Origin of the sequence: Nocardia sp. A7 (assembly GCF_046549215.1) — a bacterium.
In the GTDB taxonomy this organism is placed as follows: Bacteria; Actinomycetota; Actinomycetes; order Mycobacteriales; family Mycobacteriaceae; genus Nocardia.
The window spans coordinates 610,114-635,794 of record NZ_JAJPWE010000003.1 but is presented as its reverse complement, the minus strand read 5'-3'; the positions used below and the strand labels follow the sequence as shown (position 1 = coordinate 635,794).

Annotated in this window: 24 protein-coding genes; 12 read left to right on the top strand and 12 right to left on the bottom strand. The window is 67.2% G+C overall.

All coding sequences use genetic code 11. The features are described from left to right. Positions 1-13: 13 nt before the first annotated feature. Positions 14-1,093 (top strand): phosphoribosylformylglycinamidine cyclo-ligase, encoded by a 1,080-nt coding sequence (gene purM / locus ACLJPD_RS20795; protein WP_410874278.1) that lies wholly within the window; start codon positions 14-16, stop codon positions 1,091-1,093. A 288-nt stretch (positions 1,094-1,381) separates the two neighbouring features. Here purM and ACLJPD_RS20790 read toward each other — a convergent pair whose 3' ends face one another. The 4 genes from ACLJPD_RS20790 to ACLJPD_RS20775 all read right to left on the bottom strand — a co-directional run bounded on the left by ACLJPD_RS20790 (position 1,382) and on the right by ACLJPD_RS20775 (position 4,634). Beyond that, positions 1,382-1,603, bottom strand: coding sequence for a DUF3073 domain-containing protein (locus ACLJPD_RS20790; protein WP_410874277.1), 222 nt, complete (start codon positions 1,601-1,603; stop codon positions 1,382-1,384). Positions 1,604-1,778: 175 nt separating this feature from the next. After that, positions 1,779-2,729 carry an asparaginase gene (locus ACLJPD_RS20785; RefSeq protein WP_410874276.1) on the bottom strand — a complete coding sequence of 317 codons (951 nt, stop codon included), beginning with the start codon at positions 2,727-2,729 and terminating at the stop codon, positions 1,779-1,781. Then, positions 2,726-3,403, bottom strand: coding sequence for an MOSC domain-containing protein (locus ACLJPD_RS20780; RefSeq protein WP_410874541.1), 678 nt, complete (start codon positions 3,401-3,403; stop codon positions 2,726-2,728). The genes ACLJPD_RS20785 and ACLJPD_RS20780 overlap by 4 nt, the downstream gene beginning before the upstream one ends. A 127-nt stretch (positions 3,404-3,530) precedes the next feature. Next, on the bottom strand, positions 3,531-4,634 hold the full coding sequence (locus ACLJPD_RS20775; protein ID WP_410874275.1) for a YgfZ/GcvT domain-containing protein: 1,104 nt from the start codon (positions 4,632-4,634) through the stop codon (positions 3,531-3,533). Positions 4,635-4,811: 177 nt separating this feature from the next. Between ACLJPD_RS20775 and ACLJPD_RS20770 the strand changes: the two genes are divergently transcribed. The 5 genes from ACLJPD_RS20770 to cydC all read left to right on the top strand — a co-directional run bounded on the left by ACLJPD_RS20770 (position 4,812) and on the right by cydC (position 11,962). After that, entirely contained in the window at positions 4,812-5,717 is a 906-nt protein-coding gene (locus ACLJPD_RS20770; protein WP_410874274.1) for an aminodeoxychorismate lyase, read from the top strand. A 134-nt stretch (positions 5,718-5,851) separates the two neighbouring features. Continuing rightward, positions 5,852-7,306, top strand: coding sequence for a cytochrome ubiquinol oxidase subunit I (locus tag ACLJPD_RS20765; protein ID WP_410874273.1), 1,455 nt, complete (start codon positions 5,852-5,854; stop codon positions 7,304-7,306). A gap of 9 nt (positions 7,307-7,315) precedes the next feature. Beyond that, positions 7,316-8,344 (top strand): cytochrome d ubiquinol oxidase subunit II, encoded by a 1,029-nt coding sequence (gene cydB / locus ACLJPD_RS20760; protein ID WP_410874272.1) that lies wholly within the window; start codon positions 7,316-7,318, stop codon positions 8,342-8,344. A gap of 58 nt (positions 8,345-8,402) precedes the next feature. Then, entirely contained in the window at positions 8,403-10,190 is a 1,788-nt protein-coding gene (gene cydD / locus ACLJPD_RS20755) for a thiol reductant ABC exporter subunit CydD (protein ID WP_410874271.1), read from the top strand. Between the two features lie 17 nt (positions 10,191-10,207). Continuing rightward, a complete protein-coding gene (gene cydC, locus ACLJPD_RS20750) occupies positions 10,208-11,962 on the top strand; it encodes a thiol reductant ABC exporter subunit CydC (protein ID WP_410874540.1) in 1,755 nt (584 codons plus the stop codon). Positions 11,963-12,316: 354 nt separating this feature from the next. On the opposite strand, the gene ACLJPD_RS20745 is transcribed toward cydC, so the two are convergent. The 6 genes from ACLJPD_RS20745 to ACLJPD_RS20720 form a co-directional block, all read right to left on the bottom strand. Then, the gene (locus ACLJPD_RS20745; RefSeq protein WP_410874270.1) at positions 12,317-13,009 is read right to left on the bottom strand and encodes an FABP family protein; all 693 of its coding nucleotides are present in this window, start codon (positions 13,007-13,009) and stop codon (positions 12,317-12,319) included. Positions 13,010-13,189: 180 nt separating this feature from the next. Continuing rightward, entirely contained in the window at positions 13,190-13,495 is a 306-nt protein-coding gene (locus ACLJPD_RS20740) for a DUF1416 domain-containing protein (RefSeq protein ID WP_410874268.1), read from the bottom strand. Positions 13,496-13,500: 5 nt separating this feature from the next. Next, on the bottom strand, positions 13,501-14,334 hold the full coding sequence (locus ACLJPD_RS20735) for a sulfurtransferase (RefSeq protein WP_410874266.1): 834 nt from the start codon (positions 14,332-14,334) through the stop codon (positions 13,501-13,503). A 28-nt stretch (positions 14,335-14,362) separates the two neighbouring features. After that, a complete protein-coding gene (locus tag ACLJPD_RS20730; protein ID WP_410874264.1) occupies positions 14,363-14,833 on the bottom strand; it encodes a DUF4395 domain-containing protein in 471 nt (156 codons plus the stop codon). Between the two features lie 273 nt (positions 14,834-15,106). After that, positions 15,107-15,541: a thioredoxin family protein gene (locus ACLJPD_RS20725; RefSeq protein WP_410874262.1), complete on the bottom strand. Its 435-nt coding sequence runs from the start codon at positions 15,539-15,541 to the stop codon at positions 15,107-15,109. Then, on the bottom strand, positions 15,538-16,386 hold the full coding sequence (locus ACLJPD_RS20720) for an LmeA family phospholipid-binding protein (RefSeq protein WP_410874260.1): 849 nt from the start codon (positions 16,384-16,386) through the stop codon (positions 15,538-15,540). Before ACLJPD_RS20720 ends, ACLJPD_RS20725 begins: the two co-directional genes overlap by 4 nt. Positions 16,387-16,597: 211 nt before the next feature. Here ACLJPD_RS20720 and ACLJPD_RS20715 point away from each other — a divergent pair, with 211 nt between their 5' ends. From ACLJPD_RS20715 to pstB, 6 genes are all read left to right on the top strand, one after another. After that, positions 16,598-17,359, top strand: coding sequence for a winged-helix domain-containing protein (locus tag ACLJPD_RS20715; RefSeq protein ID WP_410874258.1), 762 nt, complete (start codon positions 16,598-16,600; stop codon positions 17,357-17,359). Positions 17,360-17,477: 118 nt separating this feature from the next. Then, positions 17,478-18,386 (top strand): mycothiol synthase, encoded by a 909-nt coding sequence (gene mshD, locus ACLJPD_RS20710; RefSeq protein WP_410874257.1) that lies wholly within the window; start codon positions 17,478-17,480, stop codon positions 18,384-18,386. Positions 18,387-18,682: 296 nt separating this feature from the next. Next, entirely contained in the window at positions 18,683-19,795 is a 1,113-nt protein-coding gene (pstS, locus tag ACLJPD_RS20705) for a phosphate ABC transporter substrate-binding protein PstS (RefSeq protein ID WP_410874255.1), read from the top strand. Positions 19,796-19,886: 91 nt separating this feature from the next. Further along, the gene (pstC, locus tag ACLJPD_RS20700; RefSeq protein ID WP_410874253.1) at positions 19,887-20,858 is read left to right on the top strand and encodes a phosphate ABC transporter permease subunit PstC; all 972 of its coding nucleotides are present in this window, start codon (positions 19,887-19,889) and stop codon (positions 20,856-20,858) included. Continuing rightward, entirely contained in the window at positions 20,858-21,763 is a 906-nt protein-coding gene (gene pstA / locus ACLJPD_RS20695; protein ID WP_410874251.1) for a phosphate ABC transporter permease PstA, read from the top strand. Before pstC ends, pstA begins: the two co-directional genes overlap by 1 nt. 19 nt (positions 21,764-21,782) lie before the next feature. After that, positions 21,783-22,559 carry a phosphate ABC transporter ATP-binding protein PstB gene (gene pstB, locus ACLJPD_RS20690; protein ID WP_056818713.1) on the top strand — a complete coding sequence of 259 codons (777 nt, stop codon included), beginning with the start codon at positions 21,783-21,785 and terminating at the stop codon, positions 22,557-22,559. Positions 22,560-22,672: 113 nt separating this feature from the next. Here the strand turns inward: pstB and phoU are convergent, their stop codons facing one another. Both phoU and ACLJPD_RS20680 read right to left on the bottom strand, forming a co-directional pair. Continuing rightward, positions 22,673-23,338, bottom strand: coding sequence for a phosphate signaling complex protein PhoU (gene phoU, locus ACLJPD_RS20685; RefSeq protein ID WP_410874249.1), 666 nt, complete (start codon positions 23,336-23,338; stop codon positions 22,673-22,675). An 86-nt stretch (positions 23,339-23,424) separates the two neighbouring features. Beyond that, complete coding sequence (locus ACLJPD_RS20680; RefSeq protein WP_410874247.1) at positions 23,425-25,500, bottom strand: LCP family protein; 2,076 nt, start codon at positions 25,498-25,500, stop codon at positions 23,425-23,427. Positions 25,501-25,681: the final 181 nt, after the last annotated feature.

The following is a 25,681-nucleotide window of genomic DNA, read 5'->3' as shown; positions in this document are numbered from 1 at the left end:
GCTTTCCCCCACAATGACTGAACAGACACCCAGCGGTGCAGGCGCTTCCTACGCTGCGTCGGGCGTGAGCATCGAAGCCGGTGACCGCGCCGTCGAATTGTTCGGACCATTGGCCAGGAAGGCCAGCCGACCCGAGGTGCAGGGCGGCATCGGCGGCTTCGCCGGGCTGTTCGCGCTCAAGGGCGGATATCGGGAACCGCTGCTCGCGGCCTCCACCGACGGTGTCGGCACCAAGATCGCCGTCGCCCAGGCACTGGACAAGCACGACACCGTCGGGCTCGACCTGGTCGCCATGGTCGTCGACGACCTCGTGGTGTGTGGCGCCGAACCGCTGTTCCTGCAGGACTACATCGCCATCGGCAAGGTGATCCCGGAGAAAGTCGCCGAGCTGGTCTCCGGCATCGCCGAGGGCTGCATCAAGGCTGGTTGCGCACTGCTCGGTGGCGAGACCGCCGAGCACCCCGGTCTGATGGATCCCGATGACTACGACCTGTCCGCCACCGGCGTCGGCGTCGTGGAGGCCGACTCGGTGCTCGGCCCCGACCGGGTGCGTCCCGGCGACGTCGTCATCGCGATGGGCTCGTCGGGTCTGCACTCCAACGGCTACAGCCTCGCGCGCAAGGTGCTGCTCGACATCGACCGGATGTCGCTCACCGGCCACGTCGAGGAGTTCGGCCGCACCCTCGGTGAGGAACTGCTCGAGCCGACCCGCATCTACGCCAAGGACTGCCTCGCGCTGATCGCCGAAACCGATGTGCGCACGTTCTCGCACGTCACCGGTGGTGGCCTGGCCGCGAACCTGGCGCGCGTGCTGCCCGCTGGCCTGGTGGCCGAGCTGGATCGCGGGACCTGGAACCCGGCGCCGGTGTTCAAGATGATCGCCCAGCGCGGACGCGTCGAGCGGATCGAGATGGAGAAGACGTTCAACATGGGCGTCGGCATGGTCGCGATCGTGGCGCCCGAGGATGCTGATCGTGCGCTGGCGGTGCTCACCGCCCGCCACATCGACTGCTGGACGCTGGGTCAGGTCAAGAAGGCGGCCGACGTCGCGGCGCCGCGTGCGGTGCTGCTGGGAGACCACCCCAGGTTCTGATCAACCGAATTCAGTACTGAGCCGGGTCGCGACAGCCGCGACCCGGCTCAGCTGCGTTGGGGGGGTTTGTTCCAGCCACCGATCGGTTAACCCATACCTGAGGGTTTCGCCCGTCGGCTCGGGGTGGTCGGGGCCTTGAGGCGGCGAACCCGACGAGCGTCCTGTGTGTGCACAGGACGCTCGTCGGATATTCAGATATTCGCTACTACTGGTGCAAGCCTGTCGCCACTCACCTGAGAACGGCTGGAAGGGGGAGGCCTGTCGGCCTCCCCCTTCTGCGCAGTTCGGTCAGCGGCGCCAGCTGTCGTAACCGTCGTCCTCGTCGTTCCAACGAGATGACGGCTCGTCCGGCTCATCGGACAGCACTGCACTACTCCTTGGTTGGGAGTAGGGCGGAGCATCGCTATCCGACAGCTCACGCTGAAGGCTCGCGAAGTCGGTCGGCGCGGAGCTGTACTTGAGCTCACGTGCGACTTTGGTCTGCTTTGCCTTAGCCCGGCCACGGCCCATGGCTGACCCCCTCGCGTCACTGCGGGGCGGCCTGGGGTGTGTTGGCGGCCCCGTTCGAATTAATACTCTTCCTGACAGACACTTTAGCGTGTGTCAGAGCGTCGCGCTCCCAGGAGTGGGTGAAGACCTGTCGAAGCGCCCCGGTTTGCCCTTTCTTCGCCCAGACCGGCCGGTCTCAGAAGACTCCTGGAATTGCGCGGATCACCCCTACTCTGGCGTCGCCACCGAGCACCGCGGTCGCCGCGAGCTGAGTGTGCTGATCGGTCCACTCGACGCCGAGTTCGCGCAGAATCGCCAGCGTCAGCGGCATTCGGGCCCGATCGTGACCATCGTCGATCTTGTACGCGAAGGCCCGTCCATCGGGTAGCGCACCCGCGTGCACGCCGTCGGCGCCGATCTTGCAGAACAGTCCGGGGGTCGCCGACATGGCCAGCAGATCCGGGCCGCTCGTGCCGGAAATCACTCGTGGATTCGCCCGAACGGCGTCGGCGATCCGGCGCGGCGCGGTGCCGGACTCGGCCGTGGTGAAGCCGGCGAAGGCGCGCGCGAGGTTGACCAGCGAGACGGGCACGATCGGCAGGCCGCAGCCGTCGATGCCCAGATCGGTCTCCGGTTCGCCGGTGACGTCGGCGATGGTGGCCATGACCGCCTGTTGGAGCGGGTGCTCGATCTCGAGGTATCCGGTCGTCGACCAGTCGTTGATCGCGCACGTCGCCAGCATCGCGGCGTGTTTGCCGGAGCAGTTCATGTACAGCGGGCTCTTGCCCTCGCCGGTGAGCGCGGCGGCGCGGGCGTTTTCCTCGAAGGGCAGGTCGGGTGGGCAGGCGAGGTCCGCCTCGGTGAAGTCGTAGCGGTCGAGCAGGCGACGGACCAGGGCGATGTGGTCGGGTTCGCCGAAGTGGGAGGCGGTGGCGATGGCGAGCTCGTCGTCGTCGACGGGGTCGAAACCGTTGCGCAGCAAGGCCAGTGCCTGCATCGGCTTGTTGGTGGAGCGCGGGAAGATCGGGCCGTGGATCTCGCCGAGTTCGAGGGTGGGGGTGCCGAAGGCGTCGAGGATGACGACGGAACCGCGGTGCACGCATTCACGGAAACCGGAACGGACGACTTCGACCAGTTCGACACTCATACGTTGACCTCCGTGCTGACGCGAGCCTGGTCGGTGCGGGTTCGGGTGTGGCGGTCGATCTGCATGTGGACGTCTGTGGACAGGGAAGGCTCCTCGGCGCGCAGACGTTCGAGGCGGGCCGGGTCGGCGCCGGTGAACAGGTCGCGGACGGTGATGCCGTGTTCGGGGACGTGGACTACGCGCACTTCGTCGCCCGCGCCGATGGTGCCCTCGGTGCGGACGCGGAAGTAGGCACCGGTGTCGGAGCGCAGGGCGAAGCGTTTCACCCAGCGCGGCTCGCCCGACCACTGCTGGAAGGTCGCGCAGGGGACGCGGGGTGCGCTGACTTCGAGGAGGGTGTCACCGATCGCCCAGTGCGCGCCGAGCACCGCGTCACTGACCGGAAGGCCGGTCAGGCGCAGGTTCTCGCCGAACCACCCCGCGGGCAGGTCACGGTCGAGTTCGCTCGCCCAGCGGCGGGCGTCCTCGTCGGCGTAGGCGTAGACGGCCTGGTCGATGCCGCCGTGGTGGGCGGTGTCGCAGACGTGGTCGCCGACGAGGCCGAGGGCGGCGACGGCTACGCGACCATCGACGGGGCGTTTGTCGATGGCCGTGCGGCCCACCCGCGTGCGCACTTCGATCTCGGCATGCACGACGCACACAGCCTCGACGCGCCCGGTATCGCCGACGCGCATGATCGGGCGGCTCACCGCGCCCGCGATCGGTCGGCGCGGCTGATCTCGCTGACGAGTGTGGCCGACGGGTTCATATCGCAGCCGGCCCCGACGCGGCCGGCCCCACCGAAGGGCGCGAGCCGAGTGCTCATCGCCCGCGCAACCGGTCGACGGCGGCGCGACCCGCCTGCACGGTGTCCTCGGCGGGGACCGAGTCCGGGTCGATGGCCGCGGCCATGCTGCCGACCACCAGTTCGGTGCCCGCGGGAACCGAACGCTTGACCAGGGCCAGGGCGATCGGGCCGAGTTCGTAGTGGTCGATGACGGTGCCGAGGCGGCCCACTGTGCGGCCACCCGCTGTCACGTCGTCACCGGTGGTCGGTCGCTCGTCGGCCGAGCCGTCGAGGTGCAGCAGGACGAGGTTGCGCGGTGGCTTGCCGAGGTTGTGGACCCGCGCGACGGTTTCCTGCCCGCGGTAGCAGCCCTTGTTCAGGTGTACGGCTCCCTGCTCGTCGATGCCGCCGATCCAGCGGGTCTCGTGCGGGATGGTGCGTTCGTCGGTGTCGACGCCGATGCGGGGCCGCAGCGCAGCCACGCGCAGCGCTTCGTAGGCCCACATGCCCGCCGGTGCGGCCCCGGCCTCGGTGAGCCTGGTCCACCAGGTCGACAGCTCGGCACGGGGAACCACGAGGTCGAACGAGTCCGGCATCCGCCGCAGAAATCCGCCACCGGGCAGCGCCACCGCGAGGTAGATCTCGGGCAGTTGCGCGATGCCGAGCGCCTCGAGCAGCGTGTCCACCTGGGGGCCGAGCAGGCTCAGCACGGCGTGCTCGGGCGCTGCGGCGGGCTTGGCATCGGCCCAGAAGACCATTTTCTGCAGGAACGACAGCAGATCGGCGCCGCGATCGGCCTCGGTATCGAGCCAGAGGGTGTCGTCGAGGTCGGTGAGGACGAAGTGGTGCAGGACGCGGCCGTTGAGATCGAGGTCGAGACTCTCTGCGCTGTGCCCGTCGGGCAGCGCGGCGATGTGCTGGCTGGTGATGGTGTGCAGCCAGCTCAGACGCTCGGCGCCGGTGATCGTCGCGACGTGGCGATGGGAGCGATCCACGATCGCGACGCGCTGTGCGGCGGCCTTCTGCTCACCGAACGGGTCACCGTAATGCCAGGCGACCGCGGCGTCCGGAGTGTCGGGAGCACCCGCGACGGCACCCGGCGTATGGAGAACAGGACTGGGGACGACGACCTGTGACACGACACCCACTGTAGGCGCGTCCGCCGAGACGCGCCGCACGCGGGCTTTGTCCGCCGACCGGTGTCGTCCACTCCGACCTCGCCCCAACCGATATCGGTTCGCCTCGGCGACGCGCGTCGCGAGCCTGATTCGATGCAGCCATAGGCGTAACGGAGCTATAACGCTTACGCTCGGCGCATGGGAGAACGGGTTCTTGTGACACTCGACGGGACGGTCGCCGACGCGAACGTGCCGTCACTGTATGCCGACGACATCGGCGCACTTCGCGGCGATGGAGTATTCGAAACGATTTTGGTGCGCGGCGGCGCGGCCACCGCGCTGGAATTCCACTTGGCGCGGCTGCGTCGTTCGGCGCAGGCGCTGGAACTACCGGAGCCCGGGCTGTCGCGATGGCGCGCCGCGGTGGAACTGGCCGTGAAGGAATGGGGAGCGGACGAGGAAGGAGTGCTGCGGCTGATCTATACGCGCGGCCGCGACTCCGAATTCGACGCCCCACGCTCGGGACTGGCGCCGGAGGACCCGCAGCCCACCGCGTATGTGCTCATCTCCCCGGTGCCCGCGCGGGTCGCGACGGCGCGTGCCGAGGGCGTGAAGGTGATGTCGCTGGCGCGCGGCATCTCCGTCGACCTCGCGCAGGCGGCGCCGTGGCAGCTGCTCGGCGCGAAGACGCTGTCGTATGCGACCAATATGGCGGCGCTGCGGTTCGCGCGGCGGATGGGCGCCGAGGACGTGATCTTCCACAGCACCGAACACAAGGTCCTGGAGGGCCCGCGCTCGACGGTGGTGATCGCGCGCGACAAGGAACTCATCACCGTGCCCGCGAAAAGCGGTGTGCTGCCCGGTGTCACGCAGCGTGCGTTGTTCAACGTGGCGGAGAAGTCCGGTTGGACGTGCAAGTACCAGACGCTGTTCACCGCGGACCTTTTCGACTGTGAGAGCATCTGGCTGCTGTCGAGCATCACCCTCGCCGCGCGCGTGAACCAGCTCGACGGTGTGCGCCTGTCGGCGCCGGACAACGCCCAGGAGATCATCGACATGGTCGATCTCGGCATCGAACGGCCGGGGACCATCGGAGACTGGTGATCCGTGCGTGGGGCACGGGTGGGCGTGCCCCTGCGGATAAGTTTCCGCGTGCCGTGGCGGTTGTCACGCAGGAGCGAGGTGAATCCCGGCGTAGGATCTACTACAAGTCGTCGTAGTAGATCGGTGGAGGTCGGATGGACACCCTTGATGTCTCCCGGTGGCAGTTCGGGATCACGACCGTCTACCACTTTCTGTTCGTCCCGCTGACCATCGGACTCGCTCCGCTGATCGCGATGATGCAGACCGCCTGGGTGGTCACAGGCGACGAACGCTGGTACCGGCTGACCAAATTCTTCGGCAAACTGTTCCTGATCAATTTCGCCCTCGGGGTCGCGACGGGCATCGTGCAGGAATTCCAGTTCGGGATGAACTGGAGCGAATACTCCCGCTTCATCGGCGACGTCTTCGGTGCGCCGCTGGCTTTGGAAGCGCTGATCGCCTTCTTCATGGAGTCGACGTTCATCGGACTGTGGATCTTCGGGTGGACCAGGCTGCCTCGGCTGGTGCATCTGGCGACGATCTGGATCGTGGCGATCGGGGTGAACGCGTCGGCGTATTTCATCGTCGCTGCCAATTCGTTCATGCAGCACCCGGTCGGGGCGCGGTACAACCCGGAGACCAAACGCGCTGAACTGGAAAGCATTTCGGCGCTACTGACCAACAACACGACGTTGGCGGCGTTTCCCCATGTGGTCGCGGGCGCGTTTCTCACCGCGGGCACTTTCGTGGCCGGCATCGCGGGGTGGTGGATGGTGCGCAACGCGCGCAGTGGCGACTCGGCGAAACTCGAAGAGGCGCGAACGATGTGGCGGCCGGTGGGTCGATTCGCTCTCGTGGTGGTCGCGCTCTCCGGCATCGCCTTGATCTTCACGGGTGATATTCAGGGCAAGCTGATGTTCGAGCAGCAACCGATGAAAATGGCGTCAGCGGAATCGTTGTGCCACACGGCAACTGATCCCGACTTCTCCGTTCTCACCGTGGGCACGCACAACAATTGCGACGGCGTGATCCACGTGCTCGAAGTGCCCTATGTACTGCCCTATCTCGCCGAGGGCGAGTTCAGCGGGGTGACCCTCGACGGTGTGGTCGATCTGCAGAAGACCTACAACGTCGCCTACGGGCCCGGTGACTACCGGCCGAATCTGTTCGTCACCTACTGGTCCTTCCGCGCCATGATCGGGCTGGCGGGCGGGTCGGTGCTGCTGCTGTTGGCCGGTTTCTGGGTGACGCGCGGGGGCCGGGTGCCGAATCAGCGGTGGTTCTCCTGGCTGAGCCTGCTCGCGATTCCCACGCCGTTCCTGGCCAACGCCTCGGGGTGGGTGTTCACCGAGATGGGGCGTCAGCCGTGGGCGGTGGTGCCCAATCCGACCGGCGACCCGAATATCCGAATGACGGTGCAGCAGGCGGTCTCCGAGCACTCCACCGGGGTCGTGGTGTTCTCGCTGGCGGTGTTCACGCTGCTCTACGGTGCGCTCGCGGTCGTGTGGTGCTACCTCATGCGGCGCTATGTCGTCGCGGGACCGGACACCCACGTGCACGCCGCGAGTCCGGACGGCTCCGACACTCCCCAACTTTCCTTCGCGTACTAGGAGCCGACGATGGGTCTGCAACAGTTCTGGTTCATCTTGATCGGCGTGCTGTTCACCGGCTACTTCGTGCTGGAGGGATTCGACTTCGGAGTGGGCATGTTGATGCCGATTCTCGGTAAGGGGTCCGATACCCGTCGGCGGGTGGTGCTCAACACGATCGGGCCGGTATGGGACGGCAACGAAGTGTGGCTGATCACCGCCGCGGGCGCGCTGTTCGCGGCCTTTCCCGAGTGGTACGCCAGTTTGTTCTCGGGGTTCTATCTGGCGCTGCTGCTCCTGCTGGTCGCGTTGATCCTGCGGGTGTGCGCGATCGAATACCGGGGCAAGATCAATGATCCGAAATGGCGGGCCTGGTGCGATATCGGCATCGGGATCGGGTCGTGGATTCCCGCCTTGGTCTGGGGATGGGTGTTCGCGAATATGGTGCGGGGCGTGCCGTTGAACGCGGACAAGCAGATCGTCGGGTCGGTGGGGGATCTGCTCAGCCCGTACGCGCTGCTCGGTGGCTTGGCCACCGCTGTGCTGTTCGCGCTGCACGGCGCGGTTTTCCTGGTGCTCAAGACCGCCGGTGACGTTCGTACGGACGCCATGCGGATCGCCAGGTTGCTGCTGATTCCCGCCGCGCTGGTGGTCGGTGGATTCGGGTTGTGGACCCAACTCGGCTATGGCGTCGGATGGACCTGGATTGTGCTGGTGACCGCGGTACTCGGATTAATACTTGCCGGTGTCGCGAACAGTGCGGGGCGTGACGGCTGGGCCTTTGTCGGCACCACGCTCACTGTTGTCTCGGCCACGGTGTTGATCGTCGGGTCGATGTTTCCGAATGTGCTGCCCTCGACCATCGACCCGCTCTACGACCTCACCATCTACAACGCGTCGTCGACGCCGTATACGTTGAAGGTGATGAGCTGGGCGGCATTGATCGCCACGCCGGTGGTGCTCATTTATCAAGGCTGGACCTACTGGGTTTTCCGGCAGCGGATTCGGGTCGAACAGATTCCGGCGCCGGTGGGATTGCCGTTCAGCGGTAAGGGCTGAGGCGATGGCGTCGGCCTCGACTCGGGAAGGTTTGGCTCGCGAAAGGCCGGACGCGGTGGTGTCGCAAGATTTATCGCAGGATGAACCGGGACGAGGCGGGCAGACGCCGAAGCGGTCGAGGCGCGGACCGGTCGATCCGCGGTTGTGGCGGTACGCGCGGTCGGCGCGGCCGCATCTGGTGATCGCGGTCGCGCTGGCGCTGGTCATCACGGCGACGATCGTGGTGATCGCCATCGTGCTCGGACGGGTGCTCGCCGGGGTCATCACGGATCCGGCCAAGCGTGAGATCGGTTCGTGGACCACGGAATTGGTAGTGCTCGCGACAGCTGTCGCGGTGCGGGGGCTGGCGAGCTGGTGGCAGGCGCGGTTGGCGCATCGGGCAGGCAGCACGGTGGTCGCGGAGCTCGAGACTGCGGTACTACGGGCTGGCGCCGAACTACCGCCGCGAGAACTCGACATGCGACGCACCGAGATCGCGGTCGTGGTCGGCAATGGGCTCAGCGGGTTGCGTGGGTGGTTCACGGGTTATCTGCCCGCGCTCCTGCTGGCGTGCCTGGTGCCGCCGGTTGTGTTGGTGGTCATCGCTTTACACGATCCGACCTCCGCGCTGATCGCGGTGATCACCGTGCCGTTGATTCCGGTGTTCATGGTGCTGATCGGGCTGCTCACCCAAGGTCGAGCCGAGGCGACACTCGCCGCTACCACCCGCTTGTCGGACCAGATTCTGGACCTTTTCGCCGGAATGCCCACCTTGCGGGCGCTGGGTCGTGAGGGGGCAGACGGACCCTCGATGGTGAAGCAGGTGCAGGCACTGGGTGATTCGCTGCGGCAGCGGACCATGCGGGCGCTGCGGATCGCGTTTCTGTCGTCGATGGTGCTGGAGAGTCTCGCGACGCTGAGTGTCGCGCTGATCGCGGTCGCGATCGGGCTCCGATTGGTATACGGGGACATGGCGCTGTACAGCGGGCTGGTGGCGTTGATTCTCGCGCCCGAAGTGTATTGGCCGTTGCGGCAGGTGGGGGAGAAGTTCCATGCGGCGCAGGACGGAATGGCGGCGGCCGACCGGGCTTTCGCGGTGCTCGCACCGGATGCGCACCAGCGGACCGAAGCCGTGCCCCATCGCGCTGCTCGGGGCGATGTCGTCGCATCCGGCGCCGCGACGGCGCGAATTACCCTGCACGGATTGACTGTTGCCGCCAGAACGGGCACCGCGCCCGATCGATTGACGGCCGTGCTCGAGCCCGGGCTGGTGACCGTCTTGACCGGGCCGAACGGGTGTGGGAAATCGACCACAGTACAAGCGATTCTGGGGTTGATCGAGCCGGATGAGGGTGCTGTCCTCGTCGACGGTATCGATGTTCGCGCACTCGACCCCGAGGGTTGGTGGAGTCGCATCGCCTGGTTGCCGCAGCGGCCGGTGCTGGTTCCCGGGACATTGCGTGAGAATGTCGAACTGCTCGGGGCCATCCCGGAACCGAACGCTGATGATCTTCAAGCCGTGAGCGCCGCAACAGGATTCGATACCGTGCTGGCCGAACTCCCGGCCGGCTGGAACACCGTCGTCGGGCAGAACGGCACCGGTCTCTCCCTGGGCCAACGCCAACGCCTCGCCCTGACCCGAGTCCTCGCCGCCCACCGCCCGATCCTGCTCCTCGACGAACCCACCGCCCACCTCGACGCCGAGAGCGAGCAGCGCGTGCTCACCACCCTGCGCGAATACGCCACCGCCGGTGCGACCGTCGTGGTCGTCGCCCACCGCCCGACCGTGCTGGCTGCGGCCGATGCGGTGATCGAAGTAGTCGTTGGGGAGTCTGCCAGTCGCGTGGACGGGATGGAGGTCTCGTGATCGGCGATCTGCGGGAGATGTGGCGGCTGCTCGCGTTGTCGCCCTCGCGGGTCTCGGTAGCGATCGCGTGGGGGGTGGCCGCGTTGGGGAGCGGGCTCGGATTGGCCGCGCTGGCCGCGTGGTTGATCGCGCGGGCCTGGCAGATGCCGCCGGTGCTGGACCTGAGCGTCGCGGTGGTCGCGGTGCGGGCTCTTGGCATCTCGCGGGGGTTGTGCCGGTACCTGGAGCGGTTGGCCACCCACGACGTGGCGTTGCGGGCGATGACGACCGCTCGGACATCGGTGTATCGCACGCTGGCGCAGTCGGATGTCTGGTGGTGGCGGGACCGGGGCGGGTTCGCTGGTGTGGTGTCGGATCGACCGATGGCTGGTGAGTCGGGGCCGCAGCGCGGTGAGTCGTCGGTCGGTCGACGTGACGTGGCGGCGGGCTCGGCGACCGAGGCGCGGCTGGGGAACCGGTCGGCGGGACGGGCGTTGCGGCGCGGAGATGTGCTGGTGCGGATCGGTGCCGACATCGACGATCTCGGGGCCGTGGTTGTTCGGGTGTTGGTACCGGTCGCTGTCGCTGTGGTCCTGTCGCTGGCCGCGGTGGGATTGATTGCCTTCATTTCACCTGTGGCAGCGGTGATCCTGGCTGTCGCGCTGGGGGTTTCGGGGGTGCTCGCGCCGTGGTTGTCGGCGGTGGCCGCGCGGGAGGCCGAGCGGGCGGTGCGGGCAGATCGGGCCGAGTTCGCCGCCGAGGGGCTCACGGTGCTCGATCATGCTGCCGAGTTGCGGGTCGCGGGTCGACTGGACGCGGCACTCACGCTGGCGGACAAGGCTTCTCGGCGTGCGGTGATCGCCGAGGATTCGGCTGCCTCGCGGAGCGCGTGGGCGGCTGCGGCGACTCCGATCTCGATCGGAGTCAGCGCGCTCGGTGCCCTACTGGTCGGCATCGCCGCCTACGGTCCGACCGGCGGCATGACTCCGATGGCTTTGACGATCCTGGTGCTGGTCCCGCTGTCCGCGTTCGAAGCCGTAGGAGCGCTGCCCGCCGCCGCGACCGCCCTCACCACCTCCCGAGCGGCCCTGCATCGACTCCGGGGCATTTCGGCAGGAGTCCTCGGCGCCGATAGTGGCGAGGACCGCGAGTGGGCGTCGGTCGAGCCGACTTCGGCTGAATCGGTGACGGGGCCGTGGGGCGCGGCCAGGCGGATGCCGATGCCGACGGGGCGGCGGGTTGTCGTCGTCGGGCCCAGCGGGGCCGGGAAGACGACGTTGCTGATGGCGTGGGCAGGGTTGTTCGATACGCATCGGGACGGGGTGACGTTCTTCGCCGAGGACGCGCATCTGTTCGACACCTCGATCCTGGAGAACCTGCGCGTCGCGCGGGGTGACCTCACTATCGAAGAGGCCGAGAGTGCTTTACGCACAGTCGGTCTCGGTTCTTGGCTGAATTCACTGCCGGAGGGTGTCCATACTTCACTCACCGCGGGTGCGGCGGCGGTATCCGGTGGTCAACGCCGCCGCATCCTGCTGGCCCGCGCCTTCGTCGCCCCCGCCCACACCCTGCTCCTCGACGAGCCGACCGAACACCTGGCCGCAGCCGAAGGCGACCAGCTCCTACGCGACCTCCTCGACGCGACCAGCGGCCTCATCGCCCCCGATCGCACCGTCATCGTCGTCACCCACCAACTCCCCACCGACCACCACGCCGACACGATCATCACCCTCGACGGCACCGGGACCTGCCACGTCGAACGAGCCCGCCCGGCGGCGAAATCGGTGAACTGATCCAGTGGCGACCCTGCCGGTCCCGCGTCTTCGTCCAGGTCAGGCCCGCAATTAAATCAATTGCCGATGGCGCCGCCTGCTACTAAATTCATGTGTACACAAGAGAGGAGGTGGTCTGACGAATGTATGTTCAACGGATGCGTGAGGTGGCTGCCCGCTAGCAGCTCCACTGCAGGAGATTCCCCAGCGGTGCGCTGAGCGAATCCCAGGCAGTCACCCGACCCCCGAGCCCCCGGAAGATCCAACCGGGACCATCGCGTTCAGAGAACGTGGCGGAACGGCTCGGGGGTCGCTCCATTTCACGACGGAAGCGGCCCGCCCAGAGTGATCTGGACGGGCCGTTCGCGCAGAATCTCAGCCGATGTAGCGGGCCAGCCGCGCCGACAGGCGGGGGACAAGGGCGCCGTCGGGGTCCACTCGTTCTTCCACGTAGGCGAGGTCGCCGTTGTCGACGATGCCGTAGAGGCGCTTCGCACCGCCCACGACCGCGCCGGAAACGCTGCGGATGGAGACGTCGGTGGCGAGTTCCCAGGAGGCCGTGTTGCGGGCCTTGCCGTAGTAGAGCTCGATGACGCCGTTGCTGTGGGTGAGCAGGAGCTCGAGCAGCTCGTCGGAGCCCTCACCGCCGACCCGCCAGAAGCCGCTCTCGCGCAGGTCGGGTGCGGTGTATTCGCCCTCGGCGTCGAGCTTCCAGGTCTGCGATTCCCAGGCCAGGTAGTCGCCGCCGTCGTGGGAGACGATGATCTGCTGGCCGAAGTGGTAGTCGCCCTCGGTGGGATGGTTGCCTTCGCCTTCGCCGCGCCACACGCCGACCAGGGGCAGCAGGGCGAGCATGGCGTGGTTCAGATCCGGGCCGAGACGCAGATTGGCCGTGTCCTCGGGCAGGGGAAGACCAGGCAGGACCGAAATGTTGCGGGCGCCGGTCTCTTTCGCCCGTTCAGCGGCGACATTCACTGCCTCGTCGCCACTACGACGCTCGGCCGGAGCGCCTTGCTCAGTGCTCGCTCGCTCGGCCGGTTCAGTACCTTCGCCAGCGAGCCCGCTCATGACTCGGTGAAGAGCCGGTAGAAGACGTACAGGCCGAACCAGCCGATGAGAATCGACACGGCAACAAGGAGTACCTCGAAGAAGATGACCACAACTGGAGTCTAGCTACTCCGCACAGCGGATACGAAAACGGCCCTGGTAGTTCCCGCACAGGAACTACCAGGGCCGTTGTGAGCTTTCTTACTTGGCGACCGCGACGTCGACCGAGTGGATGCCCGCGCCCTCGGGGCTGACCGCAGCCGAGCCGTTGCCCGACGAGGACAGCGCGCGCAGGGTCCACGAACCCGGCGCGGCGAAGAAGCGGAAATCACCGGTGCCGGAGGCGACGACCTCGGCGGTGAAGTCACCGTTGCCGTCGAGCAGACGCACGAACGCGCCGCCGACGGGCTGGCCGTCGGTGCTCAGGACACGGCCGCTGATGACCGTCTCCTTCTCCACATCGACGCCGGCCGGAATGGCCTGTCCCTGGGTAGGTGCTGCACACATATTGATTACGCTCCCAACTCGATAGGGGCTCCGACGAGGGAACCGTATTCGGTCCAGCTGCCGTCGTAGTTCTTGACGTTCTGGTGGCCGAGCAGCTCCTGCAGCACGAACCAGGTGTGCGAGGAACGCTCGCCGATGCGGCAGTAGGCGATGGTTTCCTTCTCGCCGTCCAGGCCCGCGTCCTTGTACAGCTCGGCCAGGTCGGCGTCGCTGCGGAAGGTGCCGTCTTCGTTCGCGGCCTTGCTCCACGGCACGTTGATCGCGCCCGGGATGTGGCCGGGACGCTGGCTCTGCTCCTGCGGCAGGTGCGCGGGGGCGAGGATCTTGCCCGAGAACTCGTCGGGGCTGCGCACGTCGACCAGGTTCTTGGTGCCGATGGCCGCGATGACCTCGTCACGGAACGCGCGGATGCTCAGGTCGGGAGCGGCGGCCTTGTACTGGGTGGCCGGGCGCGAGACCGCGTCACGCGAGAGCGGACGACCGTCGAGTTCCCACTTCTTGCGGCCGCCGTCGAGGAGCTTGACGTCGTTGTGGCCGTACAGCTTGAAGTACCAGTAGGCGTAGGCCGCGAACCAGTTGTTGTTGCCGCCGTACAGCACGACGGTGTCATCGTTGCCGATGCCGCGTGCCGAGAGCAGGTCGGAGAACTGCTCCTGGTTCACGAAGTCGCGAAGAACCTGATCCTGCAGATCGGTCTTCCAATCCAGGCGGACGGCGCCTTCGATGTGGCCACCCTCGTAGGCGGAGGTGTCCTCGTCGACCTCGACGAAGACGACGCCGGGGGCGTTGAGGTTCTCTTCGGCCCAGTCAACGGAGACCAGGACATCGGAGCGAGCCATGTTGTTCCTTTCAGAGACGTGCAAGGGGTCAGTTCGGTGCCGGGGCTGGTGACCGGCGGAAGCGAGCTACCAGCGGATAGATCTGGCAGCCCAGGCAGACCCCGAACGCCGCGTTCAAGAACGCCGCGAACAGGGCGAAGCCGGCGAACACCGCGCCGACGATCGAGGAGCCGAGCACGAAGCCCAGCAGGGAGAGACCGGCGAACACCAAGCCCAGCGCTTGCGCGAAACGCAGCGGGGGCACGGGCTCGGTCTCGGTGGGCGGACCATTGCGCGGCGCGACGAACGCGGCGTAGATCCGGCCGTAAGGGTGCTTGGCAGGACCCGCGACCGCGCCGATCGCGAACACGACGGCCTGCAGGCCGATCAGGATCGCGGCCGCGGCGGTCGAGAGAGCGCTGACCGCGAGCACCACAACGAGGACGCCGGTGGTGATCCAGGCCACGAAACGCGGCCCACGGACATCGACGCGAGGGGGAGATTCAGAGGTAGGGGTCATTGTGCGAACTCCTGGGCTTGGGTAAGTCAGGGAAATCTGCCTGGTCACCGGGGGATCGGAAGGATCACTCGCACGGCGGGCATAGATCGACGTCAGAAATCTCGGGAGAGAAAAGGCCGATCGGTCAGCAGCACAGGCAGCAACAACCACCGAGGCGACACAGATCAACTGTGCGGCGTCGGGTGAGCATCAGCTCGTGGTCGGTTTGCACGAGAAGAAGTTTACCCGGTCTCCCCGGGGAATGTCTCGGCCCCCCTGAATCCGGGGCCGGGATCACACAGTCAGGGGCTCGAGGGCGGTGCGCAGGTCGCCGGGCTTGGGGACACCGGAGATGCGGAAGCGTTCTTTGCCCTCGGCGTCGAAGACGAAGGTTGTCGGCAGCGAGAGGACGTTGAGTTCGCGCGCCAGGTCGGGGTCGGCGTCGATGTCGATCTCGATGTCGCGCGGGGCATTCGGGGACTCGGACAGGTCTGCGGTGACGTCGGCGACGACCCGCCGGACCGCGTCACACGGGCCGCACCAATCAGCCGAGAAGTGCAGGACCGCGGGCACCTCGCCGGTCACACCGGCGGCATCGAGCAGGCGTGCGCGCTGCTCGGTATCGGGGTCGAGGGTGGCGGGACGAACCTGTCCCTGCCTGCGCGAGAGGTACACGCCGACCGCGACGGCCGCCGCGATGACAACGGCAAGAATGACGAGCTCGATCATGGTTGCTGCAATCGGTCCAGGTCGATGGTGACGTTGCGGCCGACACCCTCGACGACGATCTGGCCGCCCAGCGCCGACACCTCGGTCGGTGCGACGCCGAACGGCAACTCCTTGATATCGATCGTACGGCTGAATCGGGCGAGGACGGCGGCGTGATCGGTCTCGGGGATCTTCGAATCGGTGGTCACCGCGGCGGTCGTGTCGACGGTGCTGGTTTTGTCGGTGTAGAAACCGGTCGCCTGAATGCGGACCTTGTCGCCCTCGAGCAGCAGGTCGGCCTGGATCTGCACCGGCACGCGCGTCGCGGAACTGGACGGGGTGACACCAGCGGGCAGGACGCGGCCGTTCGCCGCGGTCGGCAGGGTGCCCTTGAGGACGAGCACGCCCGCGGTGGTCATTCCCGACCCGCCGGAGCCGCCCGTGCCGTCGGACTTGTCGGCGGGCGGGGTGTGCACCTGCAGGTCCGGGATGCCGAAGAGTTTGCCGAGCTCGGTGGGCTCGAAACGCATCAACGCGTCGATCCGGTCGACCTGCGCCGTGCGCGCGGCGCCGTCGAGTAAGTCGCTGCCGGTGGCGTGCAAGCCCTGCAGCTTGGCCTCGATGCCGACCTCGCCGGGGATCTCGGGGCGCACGGCCCGCGCGCGGATCGTCACGTCGTCGTAGCGCCCGCTCATCGCCTGGGCGGTGAACGGGAATCCGTGGAACGTGACTTCCGGGTCAGCGGACAGATCCGCGCCTGCCCGCAGTTGCCGGGAGACGTGGTACTCCGAGTAGGCGGCGGTGCCGAAATCGATGACCACCGCCAAACCGGCCAGGCAGAGAAGCCCGATGATCAGCTTGCGCATGAGGACGACAGTATCTTCTCGGCGGCCGGCGCCGCGGGTTGCGGGCCCCTGGTCCGCGACCAGAGCAAGTGACAAAGACACAAAAGGGACGCCGTGTTGCGAGGTCATCAGTCCGGAGGCGCTAATGTTGCAGTCGACTTAACCTGTGTTTCGGCGACGTAGCTACGCGGCTGCTGTCGTCCGCGGAGCAACGAGATAGGAGGAGAGCCCCATGGAGCTGCTCCTACTGACCTCCGACCCCAACCCCGATGCGGTCCTGCCTTCGTTGACGCTACTGGCGCACAACGTACGGCCCGCGCCGACCGAGGTGTCGTCCCTGCTGGAGGCGAGTAGTGCCGATGTCGCGCTGGTCGATGCCAGGACCGACCTGGCCGCCGCGCGCGGTCTGTGCCGACTGCTCGGCAGCACCGGGTCGTCGGTGCCGGTGGTCGCGGTCCTGACCGAGGGCGGCCTGGTGGCCGTGAACGCGGACTGGGGTTTGGACGACATCCTGTTGCCCGGCACCGGGCCCGCCGAGCTCGACGCCCGGTTGCGGCTGCTGGTCGGGCGCAACGGCGGGGTCGCCAGCCCGGAGAACACCGGCAAGATCACCCTGGGTGAGCTGGTGATCGACGAGGGCACCTACACCGCGCGGCTGCGTGGTCGCCCGCTCGACCTCACCTACAAGGAATTCGAGCTGCTCAAGTACCTCGCGCAGCACGCGGGCCGGGTGTTCACCCGCGCGCAGCTGCTGCAGGAGGTCTGGGGCTACGACTTCTTCGGTGGCACCCGCACCGTCGACGTGCACGTGCGACGCCTGCGCGCCAAGCTCGGCACCGAGTACGAGTCGCTGATCGGCACCGTGCGCAATGTCGGTTACAAGGCGGTGCGCCCGGCTCGCACCGCCGCGGCCAAGGGCGAGACGGTGACCTTCGTCGACGAGGACATCGACGGCGACGACTCCTTCGTCCCGGTCAACGGCAGCGCGCAGTAGCACCGCGGGCGCCGCACGGTAGCGCTCGTCGGCGTGCCGCAATACGGTGGTCGAGGTGCAGCACCAGCGTTCGGGCCGACCGCGCGGTGGCCCCGGCCGCACCCCGAGGAGGATGGCGATGCCGGATACAGCAACCTTGACCTGGACCGATCAGGTCGAGCCCGGTACCGCCGACAAGGTGCGCGCACTGCTCGAACGCGCGGCTGACGAAGACGGTGTCGCCGCGGTCTCCGAGCAGGCCGTGCTGTCACTCGCCGAGGCCGACCCTTCGACAAGACATGCGCTCGCGGAGCGCGCGGGCGAGGTGGTCGGTTACGCGAATCTTGTTGCGGCACATGAGGAACATCCCGCGATGGCCGAGGTCGCCGTCGATCCGGCCGCGCGTGGGGCGGGCATCGGCGCTGATCTGGTCCGTGCCGCGCTGGCCGAGGGTGGGGCGGGCGCGCGGGTGTGGGCGCACGGTGACCTCCCCGCGGCCAAGGCGCTGGCAACTGAGCTCCGGCTGATCACCGCCCGTGAGCTGTGGCAGATGCGCCGCTCGCTGGCAACCCCGGAGCTACCGGAACTCGACATTCCCGCAGACCTCATCGTGCGTACCTACGCGGGCCCCGTCGACGACCTCGAACTCCTGCGCGTGAACAACGCGGCATTCGCCTGGCATCCCGAGCAGGGCGGCTGGACCGAGCGCGATATCGCCGCCCGCCGCGCGGAATCCTGGTTCGACCCGGCCGGCCTGTTCCTGGCTTTCGACGCCACCGACCCGAACCGCCTGCTCGGCTTCCACTGGACCAAACAGCACCCCGACGCCGCCCCGGCCGGTGAGGTGTACGTGGTCGGCATCGACCCGTCCGCGCAGGGCCGCGGCCTGGGCAGACTGCTGACCCTGGCCGGACTGCGGCACCTGCGCGCGACCGGATCCACCGAAGTCCTGCTCTACACCGAGGCCGACAACACCGCCGCCGTGCACACCTATACCAAGCTCGGATTCGCCCCGGCCCACATCGATGTCGCGTACTCGCTGCCCTGATGCGAGGCACCTCACAGGCAAGGTGAATTCTCGCGCGCCAGGAGAATATTGCGAGGATGACCGGGTACGTACGAGTAAAACTGGGGCTAACGTCACATTCACGGCATCGATCGCGCCGGGCTGTTCATTTTCCGTTAACCCACACCGGGCCAACTGTCAACCGGGCGACCCTAGGTTATTTCTGGGCGGCACCGTCGTCGCCTGGTGTGCGCATTCCTCCGGGACCGCGAGCGCCAACCAGCCTCGCTCGGGCCGGTGAGGGACCGAGTGAGACACCCAGCATTGTCGGAGGAAAAGTGAACTTCAAGCGCACCAGTGCCCTGGTCGGCGTTCTCGCCGCGGGCGCGATGACCCTGGCCGCCTGTGGCAGTGACGAGAACTCCACTGGCGACGCCAGCAACGCTGCCAACACCAGCGTCGCTTGCGGCGGCAAGCAGGCGCTCAAGGCGTCGGGTGCTTCGTCGCAGAAGAACGCCATGGAGCGTTTCGTCGCCGCCTACGAGGCCAACTGCGACGGCTCCACCCTGAACTACACCTCCAGCGGCTCGGGCGCGGGCGTCAACGAGTTCCTCGGTGGCCAGACCGATTTCGGTGGCTCCGACTCGCCGCTGAGCTCCTCCAAGGGCGAGACGGCCAAGGCCGCCGAGCGTTGTGGCGCTGCCGCGTGGAACCTGCCGACCGTCTTCGGCCCGGTCGCCATCACCTACAACGTCGACGGCGTCACCGACCTGGTGCTCGACGGCCCGACCGCCGCCAAGGTGTTCAACGGCTCCGTCGCCACCTGGGATGCCCCGGAGATCAAGGCGCTCAACCCCAACGCCAAGCTCCCCGCGGAGAAGATCGCCGTGATCTTCCGCTCCGACGAGTCGGGCACCACCGACAACTTCCAGCTCTACCTCGACGCGGCCTCGGACGGCGCGTGGGGCAAGGGCGGCGGCAAGAGCTTCAACGGTGGTGTCGGTGAAGGCGCCAAGGGCAACGAGGGCACCTCGGCCGCCATCAAGAACACCAAGAACTCGGTCACCTACAACGAGTGGTCCTTCGCCAAGGCGCAGAACCTGTCCATCGCGCAGATCATCACCTCCGCGAGCAAGGACCCGGTCAAGCTGACGGCCGAGACCGCCGCCAAGGCGATCGACGGCGTGAAGGTCAAGGGCGAGGGCAACGACCTCATCCTCGACACCAGCTCGTTCTACAAGCCGACCGTCGCGGGCTCGTACCCGATCGTCATGGCCACCTACGAGATCGTGTGCTCGAAGTACGCCGACGCTGAGGTCAGCAAGGCGGTCAAGGCGTTCCTGACGTCCGCCGTCACCAACGGCCAGAACGGTCTGAGCGAGGCCGGCTACGTGCCGCTGCCCGACGCGTTCAAGACCAAGCTGACCACCGCGATCAACGCAATCTCCTGATCGCTTCCTGGCCATGACCATGCACCCTGAGGTGACCGCAGCGGGCTCGTCGAATTCGACGAGCCCGCGGGCGGCCGGAGATACTGCGAATATGCCGACCGAACCGAAAATCGACAAGGCCCCTGACGGGGGTCGTACCGGCCGCCTGAACGCCGAGACGATCTTCCGGTGGATGGCCACCGCGGCGGGCGCGACGATCGTCGCCGCCATCGCGTTGATCGCGCTGTTCCTGCTGATCCGCGCGGTCCCCTCGCTCATGGCCGACAACGCCAACTTCTTCACCAGCACCGAGTTCTCGACCGGTGACGCCGACAATCTCCGCTTCGGTATCCGCGACCTGTTCATGGTCACGGTCCTGAGCTCGGTGTTCGCGCTCATCGTCGCGGTGCCGATCGGTGTCGGTATCGCGTTGTTCCTGACGCACTACGCGCCGTCGCGGCTGGGCAAGCCGTTCACGATGCTGATCGACCTGCTCGCCGCGGTGCCGTCGATCGTGTTCGGTCTGTGGGGCTTCCTCGTGCTGGCGCCGCAGATCGCGCCGGTGCAGGAATTCCTCAACAGCAACCTGGGCTGGTTCTTCCTGTTCGCCGACGGCAACGTCTCGATCGGGGGCGGCGGCACCATCTTCACCGCCGGTGTCGTCCTCGCGGTGATGATCCTGCCGATCATCACCTCGGTGGCCCGCGAAGTGTTCGCGCTCACGCCTCGCGCGCACATCGAAGCGGCACAGGCGCTCGGCGCCACCAAGTGGGAAGTCGTGCGGATGACCGTGCTGCCCTACGGCCGCAGCGGTGTGATCGCCGGTTCCATGCTCGGCCTCGGCCGCGCGCTCGGTGAGACGATCGCCGTTCTCGTCGTGCTTCGCACCGCGAGCAACGCGGGTACCTGGTCGCTGTTCGACGGTGGTTACACCTTCGCCTCCAAGATCGCCTCGGCGGCCTCGGAATTCAGTTCACCGCTGCCCACCGGCGCCTATATCGCGGCCGGCTTCGTTCTCTTCGCGCTGACCTTCGTGGTCAACGCACTGGCCCGCCTGGCCTCCGGTGGAAAGGTGAACGGCTGATGACCACCACGACGACCCTGGACAAGCCGGTCAAGGCCCCGACCTTCCGGCACGTCAGTTCCGGCAGGCGGATCAAGAACAACGTCGCCACCGCCCTGGTGACCCTCTGCTTCATCATCGCTCTGGTCCCGCTGGTGTGGGTGCTCGGACTGGTGGTCAGCAAGGGTTTCACCGCGATCATCTCGTCCGACTGGTGGTTGAACTCGCAGAAGGGCATCCTGCCCGACCAGACCGGTGGCGGCGTCTATCACGCCATCTACGGCACTGTCGTGCAGGCGGCGGTCGCCTCCGTCATCGCGGTGCCGCTGGGCATCATGGCCGCGGTCTACCTGGTCGAATACGGTCGCGGTCGGCTCGCCAAGGTCACCACGTTCATGGTCGACATCCTGGCCGGTGTGCCCTCGATCGTCGCCGCGCTGTTCATCTTCGCGCTGTGGATCGCCACGCTCGGGATGCCGCAGAGCTCGTTCGCGGTCTCGTTGGCGCTGGTGCTGCTGATGCTTCCGGTGGTCGTGCGCAGCACCGAGGAGATGTTGAAGCTCGTCCCCGACGAGCTGCGCGAGGCGTCCTACGCGCTCGGTGTGCCGAAGTGGAAGACCATCCTGCGGATCGTCATTCCCACCGCGGCCCCCGGCATGATCAGCGGCATCCTGCTCGCGCTCGCTCGTGTGATGGGCGAGACCGCGCCGGTGCTGGTGCTGGTCGGCTACTCGAAGTCGATCAACCAGAACATCTTCGACGGCAACATGGCCTCGCTGCCGCTGTTGATCTACCAAGAGCTGGCCAACCCGGAGCCCGCGGGCCGCGAACGTGTCTGGGGTGCGGCGTTCACGCTGATCCTGATGATCGCGGTGCTGTACCTGGCGGCCGCCGGCGTCAACAAGCTGCTCACCCGGAACCGATAGAAGCGAACGGAATACTCAGATGGCCAAGCGGATCGACGTCAAAGATCTCAACATCTATTACGGCAGTTTCCACGCCGTGGCGAATGTGGAACTGACCGTGCTGCCGCGCAGCGTCACCGCCTTCATCGGTCCCTCCGGCTGTGGCAAGTCCACCGTGCTGCGCTCGCTCAACCGCATGCACGAGGTGACCCCGAACGCCCGCGTCGAAGGTGCCGTGCTGCTCGACGGTGAGGACATCTACAGCTCCTCGATCGACCCGGTCGGCGTGCGTCGCACCATCGGCATGGTGTTCCAGCGCCCGAACCCGTTCCCCACCATGTCGATTCGCGACAATGTGGTGGCCGGGCTGAAGCTGCAGGGTGTGCGCAACAAGAAGGAACTCGACGAGGTCGCCGAGCGCTCGCTCAAGGGCGCGAACCTCTGGAACGAGGTCAAGGACCGCCTCGACAAGCCCGGTGGCAGCCTCTCCGGTGGTCAGCAGCAGCGTCTGTGCATCGCCCGCGCCATCGCGGTCTCGCCCGACGTCCTGCTGATGGACGAGCCGTGTTCGGCGCTGGACCCGATCTCCACCCTGGCGATCGAGGACCTGATCACCGAGCTCAAGAAAGAGTTCACGATCGTCATCGTCACCCACAACATGCAGCAGGCTGCCCGCGTGAGTGACCAGACCGGTTTCTTCAACCTCGAGGCACAGGGCAAGCCCGGCCGCCTGATCGAGATCGATGACACCGAGAAGATCTTCTCCAACCCCACCCAGCGCGCCACCGAGGACTACATCTCCGGCCGTTTCGGGTAAGTGATACCGAGAAAGCCCTCGCCTCCTTCTCAACGGAGTGCGGGGGCTTTTCTCGTTGTATGCCGACACGAAAAAGCCCCCGCATCGAAGCGGGGGCCTTTTCTCCTTCGCACTCAGCTTGTTTCGAGGTCCTCGTCGGACGGGAGGACACCGGTCACCAGGAAGATGACGCGGCGGCCGATCTCCACGGCGTGGTCGGCGAAGCGCTCGTAGTAGCGGCCGAGGAGGGTGACGTCGACGGCGGCGGCTACGCCGTACTTCCAGTCACGGTCCATCAGGAGGGTGAACAGGTGGCGGTGGAGGTCGTCCATCGCCTCGTCGTCATGGTTGAGCTGGGCGGCGCGTTCGGGGTCGCGGGTTTCCAGTACCTCTTTGGCGCCCGCGCCCATGTTGACCGCGATGCGACCCATTTCCGCGAAGTAGCCGTTGACCGACTCGGGCAGGGCGTGGGCGGGGTGGCGGCGGCGGGTCACCTTGGCGACGTGCAGTGCCAGCGCGCCCATCCGGTTGACGTCGGCGACGATCTGGATCGCACTGACGACCTGGCGCAGATCGCCCGCGACGGGTGCCTGCAGTGCGAGCAGCGCGAAGGCCCTCTCCTCGGCCTCGGTGATCATCACCGAGATCCGATCCTGCTCACCGATGACCTGCTCGGCCAGACCCAGGTCGGCCTGCAGCAGCGACTGAGTGGCCTGTTCCATGGCCTGGCCAGCGAGACCGGCCATCTCACCAAGAAGGTTGGCGAGGTCGGCCATTTGCTCGTTGTAGATGACACGCATGATTGCAGACCCTAGTGGGTACCCGCACCGCTGTCACCCAACACCGGGTTAATCCCGCGTGGCAGTGTCATGGCAGGTCAGCGGTTTCACTTGCAGGTGTCGTCGGCGGCGTTCATGTGCTCGAGGTCGGAGGGCAGGGCGACCGGGCCCGCGCTGAGCGGCTCACCGATCGGTACGTTCGGCAGTTCCGCGCCGACCGCGGTGGCGGTGCGGACCATGCCGCCGAAATCGGCGCCGACCACCACTTCGATGATGCTGCCCAGCTCGTTGGCCTGTTCAAGGACCGCGCCCGGGATGGTGCTCGCCACGGTGGCGGCTTCGGCTTCCAGCCCCGCGGCGAAGCGGATCTTCGACGTCGTCGAGGTGCCACCGGAGTAGTTGCCGACGCTGTAGATGCCGAAGCCCTGGTAGTCGAGCTTGGAGGCGACGGTCCTGGCCGCGCCCGATGAGCCCGAACCGTTGGACACCAGCAGCGATGTCGTGCTCGGCGCCACCGCGTACTGCTTGGGCGCGACCGGCGCCGGTGTCTGCGTGGAACTCTGCACCTCGGGCGCCTTGGTCTCGCCGGGCAGCGGCTGATCATCGATGACGGCGCGGAAGATCGCCTTGATGTCGGATTCGCGCGGAATCTCGTTGCCGTAGGCGGTGGTGCCCGCGGTCGGGATGGTCAGGAAGGTCACCGCGCCCGCGTCCATCTTCTGCAGGGAACGCCCGAGCAGCAGCAGGTCCTGCGGGGTCACCTTGTCGACGAAGGTGTGGTTGGAGAACTCCTGGATGAATCCGTTGAGCTTGCCGGGATCGAAGAGCACCTTGCTCGACAAGGCCCCACGCAACAGCGACGCGAGGAAGCGTTGCTGCCGGTTGATCCGGTCGTAGTCGCTGCGCTCCTCGCCGACGACGTGCCTGGCGCGCACATAGTTGAGCGCGGTCTCGCCGTTGATCCGCTGCTTGCCCGAGGTCTCCAGCACCGGGCCGAGCACACCGTCGATGATCGGTTTGGTCGAGCACACCTCGACGCCGTCGACCTGGTCGACCATGGCTTCGAAGCCGGCGAAGTCGATGCCGATGAAGTGGCCGATGGTCAGGCCCGACATCTTGCGCACCACGTCGACCAGGCATTTGGGGCCGCCGAGGGCGTAGACGGCGTTGAGCTTGTCGCCCATGGCCGAGGGGAACTTCTGGTCGGTGTAGGTGGCCTTCTCGTTGTCCCAGCCCGAGCACACCGGGCGGGTCACGTCGAGGTCGCGCGGGAAGGACACGACCACCACCCGCGAGCGGTTCTTCGGGATGTGCACCAGCATCGCCGTGTCGGCGCGGGCACCTTCGATGTCGGTGGCCGAGCCCGCGCCCATGTCGACGTTGACGCCCGCTCTGGTGTCGGTGCCGACGATGAGGTAGTTCTCGTCGCCGAGCTGCATGTCGCCGTCGAGCACGTCGCCGGAGACACCGCCACCGAGGGCGTCGATCTGGTTGAGGCTGTTGCCGGTGGCCTGCAGGTAGCTCCAGCCGCCGCCGGTGATCACCAGCGCGAGGACCGCGACGATCGTCAGGGCGACCCGTCCGGCATACCGTGCCTGCTTGCTTCGAGGGCCTGTCGTGCCCGCGCGCTTGTCTGGACGACGTGGCGGTGCGGCGGCGGCGGTTTTGACCGGCCTTGCCCGCTCGGGCTCCGCGTTGACCGTTGGCAGGATATCGGTGGGCGGGTCGACCGGAGCGCCCACGCGTCGCGCTGGGGCGGCGGGGCGCGCCGGTTCCTTGGACTGGGCGGGCAGCGCGGTGGTCGCGGTGCGGTCGGCGGGGGATTCGGCGCGATGCGGCTGCGCACCCGCGATGTCGGCGACGATGGGGGAGCCGTCGGTGCGTGTGGTGATGTCGGGACGTGGGGTGGGCCGCGGTGCCTGTTCGCGGGCGCGGCGACCCGCGCGCGAGCCGGGCTCGGGGCTTTCGGCGGCGGGGGTGCGCCTGCCGCGCCTGGTGCGTTCGCTGTCGACCCGGTTGACGAGATCGGCCACCGTCAGCGGCGCCGCGTCCTGGGGCGCGTCCGCGTGTCGGGACCGTCGCGAGCCGGTTTCCGGCTGCTCGGTGGGTTCGGCCCTCGGGTAGCGCTCCCAGGGGGCGCGATTTCCGGGCCGGGGCGTATGCCCGCGCCGATCGTCACCCACCAACGAACCTCACTTCTCTATCTGGCGCAGCCTGCGCGTCATCGCCCGGCTCCGATTCGAACCGAAGTCGACCGATCCCGCAATGATAACGATTCCGCCACGGGTAGCCACTCCAGTGCACATCGGAATCGCTGACAATTTGATTGCGAAGCTCGAATATCGGACGGAACGCCCAGTTCGA

What these genes read in the sequence shown, in the direction of transcription:
- ACLJPD_RS20715 (WP_410874258.1), top strand. Translation starts at nt 16,598, where the DNA reads ATGGAGCTGCTCCTACTGACCTCCGACCCCAACCCCGATGCGGTCCTG.
- ACLJPD_RS20770 (WP_410874274.1), top strand. Translation starts at nt 4,812, where the DNA reads ATGGGAGAACGGGTTCTTGTGACACTCGACGGGACGGTCGCCGACGCG.
- purM (WP_410874278.1), top strand. Translation starts at nt 14, where the DNA reads ATGACTGAACAGACACCCAGCGGTGCAGGCGCTTCCTACGCTGCGTCG.
- pstB (WP_056818713.1), top strand. Translation starts at nt 21,783, where the DNA reads ATGGCCAAGCGGATCGACGTCAAAGATCTCAACATCTATTACGGCAGT.
- ACLJPD_RS20745 (WP_410874270.1), bottom strand. Translation starts at nt 13,009, where the DNA reads ATGAGCGGGCTCGCTGGCGAAGGTACTGAACCGGCCGAGCGAGCGAGC.
- phoU (WP_410874249.1), bottom strand. Translation starts at nt 23,338, where the DNA reads ATGCGTGTCATCTACAACGAGCAAATGGCCGACCTCGCCAACCTTCTT.
- cydB (WP_410874272.1), top strand. Translation starts at nt 7,316, where the DNA reads ATGGGTCTGCAACAGTTCTGGTTCATCTTGATCGGCGTGCTGTTCACC.
- ACLJPD_RS20765 (WP_410874273.1), top strand. Translation starts at nt 5,852, where the DNA reads ATGGACACCCTTGATGTCTCCCGGTGGCAGTTCGGGATCACGACCGTC.
- ACLJPD_RS20720 (WP_410874260.1), bottom strand. Translation starts at nt 16,386, where the DNA reads ATGCGCAAGCTGATCATCGGGCTTCTCTGCCTGGCCGGTTTGGCGGTG.
- ACLJPD_RS20740 (WP_410874268.1), bottom strand. Translation starts at nt 13,495, where the DNA reads ATGTGTGCAGCACCTACCCAGGGACAGGCCATTCCGGCCGGCGTCGAT.
- pstA (WP_410874251.1), top strand. Translation starts at nt 20,858, where the DNA reads ATGACCACCACGACGACCCTGGACAAGCCGGTCAAGGCCCCGACCTTC.
- mshD (WP_410874257.1), top strand. Translation starts at nt 17,478, where the DNA reads ATGCCGGATACAGCAACCTTGACCTGGACCGATCAGGTCGAGCCCGGT.
- ACLJPD_RS20735 (WP_410874266.1), bottom strand. Translation starts at nt 14,334, where the DNA reads ATGGCTCGCTCCGATGTCCTGGTCTCCGTTGACTGGGCCGAAGAGAAC.
- ACLJPD_RS20780 (WP_410874541.1), bottom strand. Translation starts at nt 3,403, where the DNA reads ATGCGCGTCGGCGATACCGGGCGCGTCGAGGCTGTGTGCGTCGTGCAT.
- ACLJPD_RS20790 (WP_410874277.1), bottom strand. Translation starts at nt 1,603, where the DNA reads ATGGGCCGTGGCCGGGCTAAGGCAAAGCAGACCAAAGTCGCACGTGAG.
- cydC (WP_410874540.1), top strand. Translation starts at nt 10,208, where the DNA reads ATGTGGCGGCTGCTCGCGTTGTCGCCCTCGCGGGTCTCGGTAGCGATC.
- ACLJPD_RS20785 (WP_410874276.1), bottom strand. Translation starts at nt 2,729, where the DNA reads ATGAGTGTCGAACTGGTCGAAGTCGTCCGTTCCGGTTTCCGTGAATGC.
- ACLJPD_RS20725 (WP_410874262.1), bottom strand. Translation starts at nt 15,541, where the DNA reads ATGATCGAGCTCGTCATTCTTGCCGTTGTCATCGCGGCGGCCGTCGCG.
- ACLJPD_RS20730 (WP_410874264.1), bottom strand. Translation starts at nt 14,833, where the DNA reads ATGACCCCTACCTCTGAATCTCCCCCTCGCGTCGATGTCCGTGGGCCG.
- pstC (WP_410874253.1), top strand. Translation starts at nt 19,887, where the DNA reads ATGCCGACCGAACCGAAAATCGACAAGGCCCCTGACGGGGGTCGTACC.